This window comes from Bacillus sp. FSL K6-0972 (assembly GCF_037976035.1).
Classification (GTDB): Bacteria; Bacillota; Bacilli; order Bacillales; family Bacillaceae; genus Bacillus; species Bacillus haynesii.
The window spans coordinates 3,653,589-3,666,030 of the sequence record NZ_CP150260.1 but is presented as its reverse complement, the minus strand read 5'-3'; the positions used below and the strand labels follow the sequence as shown (position 1 = coordinate 3,666,030).

The following is a 12,442-nucleotide window of genomic DNA, read 5'->3' as shown; positions in this document are numbered from 1 at the left end:
TTACTTCACTAAAACAGCCGTCCTAAAATAGAGCCTCCGATCCTTCCGATATATTCAAGAAACAAATCTCCCATGATCCGGACAGACATAAATGTCAGCAAATAGACGATCAGTGTCGCGTAAATCGTATCAACAGCGCCTGCCGCTTTTTCGTGATAGCTCGAGATGACAGCCGGCGGAATTAAAAAGGCGATGCCGCAGAGGGCAAAGAAAAGAACGTATATAAATAAACCCGTTTGCATGAATGATAAAAGCAAAGCGGCGAGCAGAAGGACCACGAAAGGAATAAGCACTGTTCCGAACCGTCCGAGCACTTCCTTAAAAGTGGCTTGCACACCCCGAATGCGCACACCTGCGTATGTAAAAGCAAATAATAAGAAAATATAAATAGCAAAGGTAAAAGCGGGCTTCACGACGATATCAAAAAATGTCGGCATTGCATAGGAGCGGGCGAATATTCCGGAATAGTCCCCCAGGGAGTCAAAAAAGCCTTTGAGTCCGAAATAAAACATCAGCGGCACGGCAAGCGCAAATATCACCATTGTGATGATGCTGTTGAGAACGTGCTGTTCTCCAGCGTTTTTCATTTCGACATAAGGTCGTTTCAGCACCTTTAAACAATAGGAAAAGTACATGGAAGACGCTTGTTTCGCCGCCTCCGTATACCTCGCCGCCTGCGGCGTTTCAGCTGCCCCTTTGCTGCCATCACCGCCGCCGGCCAAACTTGTCCCGCACTGCTCGCAAAATTTTCCGCCATCTGTATGATGGCCGCACTTTGAACATGTCATAAAAATAAAATCTCCTTTAAAAATAGTTATTTTGACCTATAAAGGTTCATTATAAATGAAAGTGCTGGAAGATGTCATTGTTTTTTGAAAGTTTAAGCGGTCAGCGTCGGAGGTAAAAATCGATTACCTGCATTTTTACATAGAGGAAGGAGTGTCAAACTGTGTTTGCTTTTATCATCCACGTTTTTGTATCATTGTTCGCCGTCACAAATCCGATCGGCAATGTTCCGATCTTTTTGGCGCTCACAGAAGGCTACGAAGCAAAAGAACGCACTGCAATGGCGAGAAAGGCTGCGATTTTATCGTTTCTGATTCTGATCGCGTTTCTCATATTCGGAGAGTTCATCTTCAGGCTTTTTGACATCAACATCCATGCGCTGCGAGTTGCCGGCGGCATTTTTATATTCGGAATTGCTTACAACTTGCTGAATGCAAAGCAGTCCCATGTTCAGTCGCTCCATCATGATGAGCATCGCGAGAGCAAGGAAAAAGAGGATATCTCGGTGACGCCGCTCAGCATTCCGATCATTTCGGGGCCCGGAACGATTGCGACGGTGATGAGCCTTTCGGCCGGCAGCCGCAGCTTTGTTCATTTTGGCGGTATGATCATCGGTATTGCAGCCGTCCTCTTGCTGACGTTTGCGTCCTTTCATTATTCGACGCTGATCAGCAACAAATTAGGGCAGACGGAGATGAATGTGATCACCCGGCTGATGGGCCTGATTTTGGCTGTTGTGGCAGTCGGCATGATTGGCACGGGTTTGAAAGGGATGTTTCCGGTTTTGGCAGGTTGATTGGAGGAATAGAAAAAAAGCTGCTTCATCTTTGCAGCTTTTTTCTGTTTATAAAGGTTTTGGCACATGCTTAAAGATCTCATCGCTTTCCAAAAACGCGATCAGATTATCAAGCCACTCGCAGTAATCGATCCATTGTTTTGTTTCAGCCAGCAGCTCGTTGATTTTAGCTTCGGTTTCGGGTGAAAGGCCTTCTTCCTCAAGGGCTTCCAATAGCTCTTTTCTGATTTTCTTCCCGATCATCCGGTTCTTTTTGACGACTTTGCTCCAGTTGGCCGTAAACAATGAAATAAACGTTTGATAATAGTCTTGTTCGACATCGTACAGATCTTTGCGAACGCCTTTTTCAAAAACTTTTTCAGCGATATTTAAATCGAGCATTTCGCGGACGACCTGGCTCATTCTCGTTTTGCTCATGCCCGTTTCTTCTGACAATTCATTTAAAGTCATCGGCTTTCTGTTCATATAGATGATCCCGAGCACGCGGCCGACAGTTGATGATATACCGTACGTATTCATGTTTTCCGCGATTTTTTCTATGAAATGTTCTTCCGCTTGTTCAATCACTTTTAAAGCGTTTTCCTCCAAAGCACCTCATCCCTTCGGGCAGCCAATTTTATTGTCAATATATCATAATTTTATTAGCGGTTGAAAACACTAAAACGATAGCAAAACAAAGAAATCAGCCGTAATTTTAAGAATAACCGGCAAATGGATGCCATGAACATATTTTTTTATGTCTTATATATATAATTTAAACACTTTGTAAACTTTTTATTTTATAAAGTGTATTTTATAATGAATGAGATGTTGAAATTTTAAAAAAACAATTGGAGGTGTGCGTTTTGCTGAAGCTAGAAAATGTATCAAAGGTTTATAAAGGCGGAAAAAAAGCAGTCAAGGACATTAACCTTGATATAGCAAAAGGTGAATTTATCGTCTTTATCGGACCGAGCGGCTGCGGGAAAACAACGACGATGAAAATGATCAACCGTTTGATTGAACCGACTTCAGGAAGCATTTACATCGACGGAGAAAACATAATGGATCAGGACCCGGTGGAGCTGCGCCGAAAAATCGGCTATGTCATTCAGCAAATCGGACTCTTTCCCCATATGACGATTCAGCAGAATATCACGCTCGTTCCAAGGCTTTTGAAATGGCCGGAAGAAAAACGGAGGAAGCGGGCGGAGGAACTGCTTCAGCTCGTTGATATGGGGCCGGAATATTTGAACCGCTATCCACATGAACTAAGCGGCGGACAGCAGCAGAGAATCGGCGTGCTGCGGGCGCTTGCGGCGGAACCGCCCCTCATTTTAATGGATGAACCGTTCGGAGCGCTGGACCCGATCACCCGTGATTCGCTTCAGGAAGAGTTCAAAAAGCTGCAGAAAACGCTGGACAAAACGATTGTCTTTGTGACTCACGATATGGATGAAGCGATTAAGCTAGCCGACAGAATTGTCATTCTTCGCGCCGGCGAGATCGTTCAAGTCGGAACGCCTGACGACATTTTGCGGAATCCGGCGGATGAATTCGTTGAGGAGTTTATCGGAAAAGAACGGCTTCTTCAGTCCCGCCCTGACATCGAACATGTCGAACAAGTGATGAACCCGAATCCGGTCACAATTACGAGTGAAAAAAACCTGACTGAAGCGATTCAAGTGATGAGGGAGCGCCGCGTCGATTCACTGCTCGTCGTGGACGAACGCAATGTCTTAAAAGGATATATCGATGTTGAAATCATCGATCAATACCGGAAAAAAGCCGTCACGGTCGGAGAGGTTGTCAATGAGAATGTTTACTCCGTTCAAAAAGGCACGCTCATCAGAGATACCGTCCGAAAAATTTTGAAAAGGGGATTCAAATATGTTCCCGTTCTTGATGAAGAAGGGCGCCTTGTCGGAATTGTCACAAGGGCAAACCTTGTCGATATCGTGTACGACTCGATTTGGGGAGACGAAGAAACCCTTGTCCAACGTTAAATGCAGGGAGGTGCATCAATCATGAATCAGATTGTCCAATTTCTCCAGCACAACGGCGGGGAAATGCTTTATAAAACATGGGAGCACTTATATATATCCATTGTCGCGGTGCTGCTCGGCATCATTGTCGCGGTTCCGCTCGGTGTCATTTTAACGAGAATGAAAAAAGGGGCCGGCATCGTGATCGGCGTTGTCAACATCATCCAGACACTGCCGAGTTTGGCGATCCTGGCGTTTTTTATTCCGCTCCTCGGAGTGGGAAAGATTCCGGCGATTGTCGCGCTGTTTTTCTATTCAGTCCTACCGATTCTGAGAAACACTTACACGGGCGTAAAAGGCGTCAATCAAAATTTGCTTGAATCAGGAAAGGGAATCGGTATGACTGCATGGGAACAAATCCGCCTGGTCGAACTGCCGCTGTCGGTGCCGGTGATCATGGCAGGCATCCGGACATCGACCGTTTACTTAATCGGCTGGGCGACGCTCGCGGCTTTTATCGGCGGCGGCGGTCTCGGCGACTATATTTTTATCGGGCTCAACCTGTACCAGCCTGAGTACATTATTGCCGGAGCGGTACCGGTTACGTTACTGGCCATTGTGATCGACTATATGCTGTCGAAAACCGAAGACAAAGTCACGCCTCAAGGATTAAAAGGGATGAAGGAAGTATCATAAGGAGTTGGCTCTTATGCAAACAAAAAAACTGAGACGGCTCGGCGCCGTCATGCTGGTCCTCTCGCTTTTGATCAGCGGCTGTGCGCTGCCGGGTCTTGGCGGGGCTTCCGATAAAACGATCAAAATCGGGGCGCAAAACCTGACCGAATCCGAAATTCTTGCCAATATGATCTCGCTTTTGATCGAGCATGATACAAATCTCAATACGGTGCTTGTCAAAAACCTCGGCTCAAACTATGTGCAGCACCAGGCTATGCTCGGCGGAGACATCGACATTTCAGCGACGCGCTATTCGGGAACCGACCTGACAAGCACGCTTGGAAGGGAAGCGGAGAAAGACCCGGAAAAAGCGCTTCGCATCGTACAGCAGGATTTTAAGAAGAAATTCAACTACAAATGGTTCAATTCTTACGGATTTGACAATACGTACGCTTTTACAGTCACGAAAGAACTCGCTGAAAAAGGGAACTATGAAACGATATCCGATCTAAAAAAAGACGCGGATAAACTGAAGCTTGGCGTTGACAATGCCTGGCTGAAACGAAAAGGCGACGGATATCCGGGATTTAAACAGGACTATGGATTTTCATTCGGCTCGACCTTTCCAATGCAGATCGGACTCGTTTATGACGCCGTCAAAAACGGCAAAATGGATATCGTTCTTGCCTATTCAACGGACGGCAGGATCAAAGCCTATGATTTAAAGCTGTTAAAAGACGATAAACGCTTTTTCCCGCCGTATGACTGTTCGCCGGTCGTGCCGGAAAAAGTGTTGAAGGAACATCCAGAGCTTGAAGGGACCATCAATAAACTGATCGGAAAAATCGATACTGAAACGATGCAGGAGCTCAATTACGAAGTCGATGGAAAACTGAAAGAGCCTTCTGTCGTCGCAGCCGAGTTTTTAAAGAAGCATAATTATTTTGAGTAAAGGAGGGGCTGACAAATGGAAGTGCTACAGCAGCTTTGGACGTATTACGCGCAAAACGGTGGCTATGTGCTGGGGGAATTTTACCGCCACTTTTTAATGTCGGCATACGGCGTATTATTCGCCGCCGTCGTCGGCATTCCGGCCGGTATTTTCATCGCCAGATACCGGAAAATCAGCAAATGGGTCTTTTCCATCACCAATGTCATTCAAACGATTCCGGCGCTTGCGATGCTCGCCGTCTTGATGCTTGTCATGGGACTCGGCGCCAACACGGTGATTCTTTCATTGTTTTTGTATTCGCTTTTGCCGATCATTCGAAACACATATACGGGAATCGTCAGCATTGAGCATGCCTATCTTGAATCAGGGAAGGCGATGGGTATGACGAAATTTCAAGTGCTCCGGATGGTGGAGCTCCCTCTCGCCTTGTCAGTCATTATGGCGGGGCTCAGAACCGCGCTCGTCATCGCGATCGGTATCACGGCCATCGGCACGTTTGTCGGCGCAGGCGGCCTCGGGGATATCATAGTCAGGGGAACAAATGCGACCAACGGAACAGCGATCATTCTAGCAGGCGCGATCCCGACGGCGCTGATGGCGATCATCGCCGATCTGTTCATGGGCTGGCTCGAGCGTGCGCTGAGTCCCGTTAAACATCATAAAGGCAAGACGCCGAATCCGGATGCCGCTTAAATGGCAGCCGAAAAAAGCCGAATTTCTGCTAAAAGGAAATTCGGCTTTTTATGATTGGCGCTTTTTCGCTTCATTGACCAAAAAATGAAAATACTGTTCGAGGGTGAGCAGGTCTTCGCGGGACAAACAGTCCCATTTCCCGGGCTCAAACAGCCACAGGTCTTCGACACCGTGCTTGGCCGCGATGTCCTGCATCGTGACATAGCCGCGCGGCTGTTCGCGAATCTCGTCAGCCCTCATATAACCGGCGATATCCATGAGCTGCTCGTACGGCATTTTCAGAGCATCGGCCAATTTTCTGATCGTCGCGGGCTTAGGAACGCCGCGGTGGCCGTTTTCAATTCTGGATATGGCTGCGGCGCTCACACCGGCATACATGGCAAGCTGATTAACCGACAGGCTTCTTTGTTCCCTCAGCTCTTTGAGCCGCTCGCCGAACATTGTCATCGCCATCCCCCCGCAAATTCATGATATGAACATTTTAATACAAATGTTGACTAAAGGAAATACTTAGGCAGGAAAAATATTGACAAAAGTTAATGGAAGGGATAAAATAACAGCAGGATCGTAAACAGACGAAAATGAGGGGAGTGCGCGCTGCGGAGAAGGTATTCAGTTTTTGTTTCGGCTGCTTGCTTCCTGCACGAGAAAGTCGAAATATTTGTCCAAGTTTTCGATGTCTTTTTTTGAAAGCACCTTCCACTTTTCGCTGTCAAACAAAGAAAGGTCCTCTAAATCGTACCGTGAAACGATATCGTAAATGGAATCATAGCTGCTTCTTGCTTCCTGAACTGTGGACGCGCTGATGTAGCCTGCAGATGCCATCAGTTCCTCATACGGGACTTTCAAAGCGTCCGCCAGTTTTCTGATCGTCGCCGGCTTCGGGACGCCGCGCTTTCCGTTCTCAATTCGCGAAATGCCGGCCGAACTGACGCCGGAATACATCGCCAGCTGATTGACGGTCAGTTTTTTCCGTTCCCTTAATTGTCGTAAATGGTTTCCAAAGTTCGTCATGGCCAAAACCTCGCAATCTCTTATTATAAAATATTTTAGTACGAATATTGCCTATAGGAAACATATGGATGATAAAAGTATTGACAAAAGTTAACAAATCATATATGTTCAATGTAGATAAAAAGAAACATAAGAGATTAGAAAGGGGAGTAATCATGGTAAAAAAGATTCATATCAAAAGAGATTTTGTTCTCCAGTATATGATTGAACACAATCTCTCCTTAAATCAGCTTGCCATTGAAATCGGCGTATCCCCAGCGACACTCAGCAGAGTTTTGAATGGCGAAAGGAGGCCCGGACAACTTGTGATCGGAAAGATGATTCAGTATTTCAACAAAAAATTTGAAGATCTCTTTTATTATAAAGATGTTGACAAAAGTCAATAAATAAAGGAAAAAAGGAGGCTTTTCAAACGTGAAAAATACGGGAATTGTCCGGAGAATCGATGAGCTCGGCCGGGTTGTTCTCCCGGTCGAAATGCGCAGAGTGCTGAATATCAATGAAAAGGATCCACTCGAAATATACACCGACGGAGAAAACATCGTTTTGACAAAATACGCCGCCAACATGGCATGCTTGATGACCGGCGACATCACCACGAAAAATAAAACGTATGCAGGCGGCAAAATCGTACTCAGCCCGCGGGGAGCGGAAATGCTCCTGGAAGATATGATGACAGCCTTGTCAGAAAAGAAATAAATGTGTTTACATATTCCGCCGGAAAGGGAGCATAGCCGCTCCCTTTTTTTGTATACCTTATTCCGGCGCTGGGAAAAAATAAGAAAAGCTGTTCGAAACGCTCGTGACATGCGCTTGCTTTTCATGTAAAATAAAACTATTGTCAGCCAGTTTGTCTGGAGGTGTAGGTTATGGCCGCATTTTTAACGGTCTTATTAGTGATTGTAAGTATCGTATTAATCGTTGTCGTTTTACTGCAATCAAGCAAAAGCGCCGGATTATCAGGCGCGATTTCCGGCGGAGCCGAGCAGCTTTTCGGTAAGCAGAAAGCAAGAGGACTTGATTTGATTCTCCACCGGATGACGGTCGTTTTAACCGTGCTTTTCTTTTTCTTAACGATTGCGCTTGCTTACTTTGTATAAGACAATGAAGCATGAGGTCTGATGTTCAAGTCAGGCCTTTTTCCTATTTGCAGGTCTTGGTATGACGGGACCGGCCGATTGATAAAGTTTGTTTCAAGACTAAACGTGGAAGAATACATATGAAAAGGAGACAGTGAATCATGAAAATCGTCAAACCACAACCTTTCACATTTAAAGGCGGAAAAAAAGCCGTCCTGCTGCTGCACGGATTTACGGGCAACACGGCGGACGTGAGAATGCTCGGAAGATATTTGAATGAAAAAGGCTACACATGCCATGCGCCCCAATATAAAGGCCACGGCGTGCCTCCGGAAGAACTTCTCTCCACAGGTCCGGAAGACTGGTGGAAAGACGTCATGGACGGGTATGAATTTCTGAAATCGGAAGGGTATGAACAAATCGCCGCTTGCGGACTGTCTCTCGGAGGAGTTTTTTCATTGAAATTGGGTTACACTGTACCCATAAAGGGAATTGTTCCAATGTGCGCGCCGATGTACATCAAAAGCGAAGAGACGATGTACGAGGGTGTGCTTGAGTATGCCCGCAATTATAAGAAATTTGAAGGCAAGACAGCGGAGCAGATTGACGCTGAAATGGAAGAATTCAAAAAAACGCCGATGAACACGTTGAAAGCACTGCAGGATTTGATTGCCGATGTAAGAGAGCATGTGGACATGATCTATTCGCCTACATTTGTCGTGCAGGCGCGCCATGATCATATGATTAATACGGACAGCGCAAACATCATCTACAATGAAGTTGAAACAGATGATAAGCAGCTGAAATGGTATGAAGAATCCGGTCATGCCATCACATTGGATAAAGAACGCGAAACACTGCACGAGGATGTGTATCAATTTTTAGAAACGTTGGATTGGCAGACATAAGGAGGTCTGGTTAGTGGAAAAAGAAGAATTTATGGATAAGCTTCTCTCCTTTATGAAAGAAGAAGCGTATAAACCTCTTACAGTTCAGGAACTGGAAGAGATGCTGGAAATCACCGATTCTGACGAATACAAAGAGCTTGTCAAAGCTCTTGTTACCCTTGAAGAAAAAGGGCTTGTCGTCAGAACGAGAAGCAACCGCTACGGTTTGCCCGAAAAAATGAATCTGATCAAAGGGAAGGTGTCGGCGCACGCGAAAGGCTTCGCGTTTGTCCTCCCCGAAGATTCCTCGCTTGACGATGTCTTCATTCCGCCGTCTGAGCTGAACACGGCAATGAACGGAGATACGGTGCTCGTCCGCTTGAGTACAGAGACCGGCGGTACAAAAAAAGAAGGAGCCATCATCCGCATCATTGAGCGCAACATTCAGAAGATTGTCGGCACATATACAGAGACGAAAAACTTTGGCTTCGTCATTCCCGATGATAAAAAAATCACGAATGACATCTTTATTCCGAAGCACGCCAAAAATGGCGCCGTCGAGGGGCATAAAGTCGTCGTCCGCCTGACAAGCTATCCTGAAGGCCGAATGAGTGCAGAAGGGGAAGTCATCGAGATTCTCGGTCATAAAAACGACCCCGGAATCGACATTCTTTCCATTATTCATAAGCACGGCCTCCCGGGAGACTTTCCGGCTGAGGCGATGGAACAGGCCGGCAATACGCCTGATACAATCGATGAGAAAGATCTTGAAGGCAGACGGGATCTGCGCGATCAAACGATCGTCACGATCGACGGTGCAGATGCCAAAGACTTGGACGATGCCGTTACCGTCACAAAACTCAAAAACGGCCATTATAAACTCGGCGTCCACATTGCCGACGTCAGCCATTATGTAACAGAAGGGTCTCCAATTGACCAGGAAGCGTATGAACGCGGCACGAGCGTCTACCTTGTCGACCGGGTGATTCCGATGATCCCGCACAGGCTGTCCAATGGAATCTGCTCTTTAAATCCGAAAGTCGACCGGCTGACATTGTCGTGCGAAATGCTCATTAATCCTCAAGGGCAAGTCGTCGAGCACGAAATTTTTCAAAGCGTCATCAAAACGACCGAGCGGATGACTTATTCTGACGTGAACAAAATTTTAGTCGATGATGATGAAGAGCTGAAACAGAAGTATGAGGCGCTTGTCCCGATGTTTAAAGACATGGAAGACTTAGCTGCGATTCTGCGCGGCAAGCGGATGGAACGCGGAGCCGTCGACTTTGACTTTAAGGAAGCGAAGGTTCTCGTTGACGAAGAAGGAAAAGCGAAGGACGTCGTTTTGAGAGAACGGTCGACTGCTGAAAAGCTGATCGAAGAATTTATGCTTGTCGCCAATGAAACGGTTGCCGAGCACTTTCATTGGATGAATGTTCCGTTTATTTACCGGATTCACGAAGATCCAGATCAGGAAAAACTGCAGAGATTTTTGGAGTTCGTTACGACATTCGGCTATGTCGTCAAAGGGACGGCCGGAAGCATCCATCCGAAAGCACTGCAAAGCGTGCTTGAAGAAGTCAGGGACCGTCCTGAAGAAGCCGTGATTTCGACGGTTATGCTCAGGTCGATGAAACAGGCCAAATACGATCCAAAAAGCCTCGGACACTTCGGCTTGTCGACTGAATTCTACACGCATTTCACGTCTCCGATTCGCCGCTACCCTGACTTGATCGTCCACAGGCTGATCAGGACGTATTTGATTCAGGGCAAGACAGACGAAGCGACAAGGGAAAAATGGGCCGAGAAACTGCCTGAGATCGCCGAGCATACGTCAAATATGGAACGCAATGCCGTAGATGCAGAGCGGGAAACGGACGATCTGAAAAAGACCGAATTTATGCTCGATAAAATCGGCGAAGAATTTGACGGCGTCATCAGCTCCGTTACGAACTTCGGCATGTTCGTCGAGCTACCGAACACGATCGAAGGGCTTGTCCACGTCAGCTTTATGACGGACGATTTCTACCGCTATGATGAACAGCACTACGCGATGATCGGCGAGCGCACGGGCAATGTCTACCGGATCGGCGATGAGATTACAGTCCGCGTCGTTGACGTCAATAAAGACGAGCGGAACATCGATTTTGAAATCGTCGGCATGAAAGGCTCCCGCCGCCGGCAGAAGCCGGAGCCAAAACAGAAAAAGGCTCCAAAAAAGGATGCTCCAACGGCTGACAAAGGGGAATGGTTCACCAAGCCGAAAAAGAAAAAAGTAAAGAAAAAACGCGGTTTTCAAAACGCGCCAAAACAAAAACGCAAGAAAAAGAAAAAATAGACGGCACACGTCAAAAAAAGGGCGGCGAAATTGTAAGACGAACGTTCATTTGATAGAATAATACGTATTCGCCGCCCTTTCGAATGTGAGATTGAAGGCGGGAGGAGGTTGCCGTATGCCAAAGGGAGAAGGGAAGGTTGTTTCCCAAAATAAAAAAGCAAATCACGATTATTTTATAGAAGAAACATACGAAACAGGCATCGTGCTTCAAGGTACGGAAATCAAGTCCATTCGCGCCGGACGAGTGAATTTAAAGGACGCGTTCGCCAAAATTGAGCGCGGAGAAGTGTTCCTTCACAATATGCACATCAGCCCGTATGAGCAGGGGAACCGCTACAATCATGATCCGTTGCGGACGAGAAAGCTTTTGATGCATCGCAAGCAGATCAACAAATTGATCGGTTTGACGAAAGAGCAGGGATACTCGCTCGTACCGCTCAAGATTTATTTGAAGAATGGCTTTGCGAAAGTGCTGCTCGGACTCGGAAAAGGGAAGAAGAAATTCGACAAACGCGAAGACTTGAAGCGCAAAGACGCCAAACGCGAAATCGAAAGAGCGTTCCGCGATAGGCAAAAAGGCTTGATCTAAAGCCAGAACTCATGTTATCCTATAGAAACGTGATCACAGACATTACCATTTGGAATTGACTCGTGATCTTGTTATAATAGTGATGCAGCCAGTTATCCGGCTTCCTTTTCATCCAAGGGGACGTTACGGATTCGACAGGGACGGATCGAGCTTGAGTTGCGAGCCGAGAGGCGATCTCGTAAAAACGCACCTAAATATAACTGGCAAATCTAACCAGAACTTAGCACTAGCTGCCTAATTAGCGCAGCGAGCTCTTGCCCGCATCGCCTATGTGCCGGTTAAGAGCCCATAACGAAGTAGGCTACGCTTGCGCTCCCGTCTGAGGGCGCAGGAAGAGACTTATCAGACTAGCTCTCCGAGGGCCTGCCCGCAGGCACGAAGATGAGCGAAACTAAATATGCAGGGCTACGCTCGTAGACGCTGGAGCAATCGACGTTTCTGGACGTGGGTTCGACTCCCACCGTCTCCACCATACATATGATGGTGGTTTTTTTGTTTTTTGGGGAGTTTTTTTTGTTTGTGTAAGGGCGGGGAACGGCTTAATGAACATATGAATGATACTGCGGAATACGTTGGGCTTGACGGCATCGGTCCTTATACCATGAGAAAAACGTTTGGTTACTGGAACTATAAAAAGCTTTATTGAAATAATCAAAAAGGCCCTCTTGA

Annotated in this window: 15 protein-coding genes and 1 other RNA gene; 12 read left to right on the top strand and 4 right to left on the bottom strand. The window is 46.7% G+C overall.

Features of this window, described 5'->3' with window-relative positions; translation table 11 throughout:
- Positions 1-8: 8 nt before the first annotated feature.
- Positions 9-788: a zinc ribbon domain-containing protein gene (locus MKX80_RS18760; RefSeq protein WP_268298603.1), complete on the bottom strand. Its 780-nt coding sequence runs from the start codon at positions 786-788 to the stop codon at positions 9-11.
- 161 nt (positions 789-949) lie between these two features.
- On the opposite strand from MKX80_RS18760, the gene MKX80_RS18755 reads away from it, so the two are divergent.
- A complete protein-coding gene (locus MKX80_RS18755) occupies positions 950-1,582 on the top strand; it encodes an NAAT family transporter (protein ID WP_154996985.1) in 633 nt (210 codons plus the stop codon).
- Positions 1,583-1,630: 48 nt separating this feature from the next.
- Here the strand turns inward: MKX80_RS18755 and MKX80_RS18750 are convergent, their stop codons facing one another.
- Positions 1,631-2,170: a GbsR/MarR family transcriptional regulator gene (locus MKX80_RS18750; RefSeq protein ID WP_182070035.1), complete on the bottom strand. Its 540-nt coding sequence runs from the start codon at positions 2,168-2,170 to the stop codon at positions 1,631-1,633.
- Between the two features lie 257 nt (positions 2,171-2,427).
- Between MKX80_RS18750 and MKX80_RS18745 the strand changes: the two genes are divergently transcribed.
- The 4 genes from MKX80_RS18745 to MKX80_RS18730 are packed head-to-tail and all read left to right on the top strand — an operon-like array spanning position 2,428 to position 5,866.
- On the top strand, positions 2,428-3,567 hold the full coding sequence (locus tag MKX80_RS18745; RefSeq protein WP_154996213.1) for a betaine/proline/choline family ABC transporter ATP-binding protein: 1,140 nt from the start codon (positions 2,428-2,430) through the stop codon (positions 3,565-3,567).
- A 21-nt stretch (positions 3,568-3,588) separates the two neighbouring features.
- Complete coding sequence (locus tag MKX80_RS18740; RefSeq protein ID WP_154996216.1) at positions 3,589-4,242, top strand: ABC transporter permease; 654 nt, start codon at positions 3,589-3,591, stop codon at positions 4,240-4,242.
- Between the two features lie 13 nt (positions 4,243-4,255).
- On the top strand, positions 4,256-5,173 hold the full coding sequence (locus MKX80_RS18735) for an osmoprotectant ABC transporter substrate-binding protein (protein WP_154996218.1): 918 nt from the start codon (positions 4,256-4,258) through the stop codon (positions 5,171-5,173).
- Positions 5,174-5,188: 15 nt separating this feature from the next.
- Positions 5,189-5,866, top strand: a complete 678-nt coding sequence (locus tag MKX80_RS18730) for an ABC transporter permease (protein ID WP_154996220.1) — start codon at positions 5,189-5,191, stop codon at positions 5,864-5,866.
- 48 nt (positions 5,867-5,914) lie between these two features.
- Here MKX80_RS18730 and MKX80_RS18725 read toward each other — a convergent pair whose 3' ends face one another.
- Both MKX80_RS18725 and MKX80_RS18720 read right to left on the bottom strand, forming a co-directional pair.
- Positions 5,915-6,313 (bottom strand): helix-turn-helix transcriptional regulator, encoded by a 399-nt coding sequence (locus MKX80_RS18725; protein WP_176277045.1) that lies wholly within the window; start codon positions 6,311-6,313, stop codon positions 5,915-5,917.
- A 165-nt stretch (positions 6,314-6,478) separates the two neighbouring features.
- Positions 6,479-6,880, bottom strand: a complete 402-nt coding sequence (locus tag MKX80_RS18720) for a transcriptional regulator (protein WP_154996224.1) — start codon at positions 6,878-6,880, stop codon at positions 6,479-6,481.
- 152 nt (positions 6,881-7,032) lie between these two features.
- On the opposite strand from MKX80_RS18720, the gene MKX80_RS18715 reads away from it, so the two are divergent.
- The 7 genes from MKX80_RS18715 to ssrA all read left to right on the top strand — a co-directional run bounded on the left by MKX80_RS18715 (position 7,033) and on the right by ssrA (position 12,245).
- Positions 7,033-7,266: a helix-turn-helix transcriptional regulator gene (locus tag MKX80_RS18715; RefSeq protein WP_085959538.1), complete on the top strand. Its 234-nt coding sequence runs from the start codon at positions 7,033-7,035 to the stop codon at positions 7,264-7,266.
- Positions 7,267-7,294: 28 nt separating this feature from the next.
- Positions 7,295-7,579: an AbrB/MazE/SpoVT family DNA-binding domain-containing protein gene (locus MKX80_RS18710; protein ID WP_154996226.1), complete on the top strand. Its 285-nt coding sequence runs from the start codon at positions 7,295-7,297 to the stop codon at positions 7,577-7,579.
- Positions 7,580-7,749: 170 nt separating this feature from the next.
- A complete protein-coding gene (gene secG / locus MKX80_RS18705; protein WP_154996228.1) occupies positions 7,750-7,980 on the top strand; it encodes a preprotein translocase subunit SecG in 231 nt (76 codons plus the stop codon).
- A 140-nt stretch (positions 7,981-8,120) separates the two neighbouring features.
- Complete coding sequence (locus MKX80_RS18700; protein WP_154996230.1) at positions 8,121-8,867, top strand: carboxylesterase; 747 nt, start codon at positions 8,121-8,123, stop codon at positions 8,865-8,867.
- Between the two features lie 13 nt (positions 8,868-8,880).
- Positions 8,881-11,184, top strand: coding sequence for a ribonuclease R (rnr, locus tag MKX80_RS18695; protein WP_339227369.1), 2,304 nt, complete (start codon positions 8,881-8,883; stop codon positions 11,182-11,184).
- A 115-nt stretch (positions 11,185-11,299) separates the two neighbouring features.
- Positions 11,300-11,773 carry an SsrA-binding protein SmpB gene (gene smpB / locus MKX80_RS18690; RefSeq protein ID WP_009329604.1) on the top strand — a complete coding sequence of 158 codons (474 nt, stop codon included), beginning with the start codon at positions 11,300-11,302 and terminating at the stop codon, positions 11,771-11,773.
- Between the two features lie 116 nt (positions 11,774-11,889).
- Positions 11,890-12,245, top strand: a transfer-messenger RNA (tmRNA) gene (gene ssrA / locus MKX80_RS18685).
- The last annotated feature ends 197 nt before the right edge of the window (positions 12,246-12,442 follow it).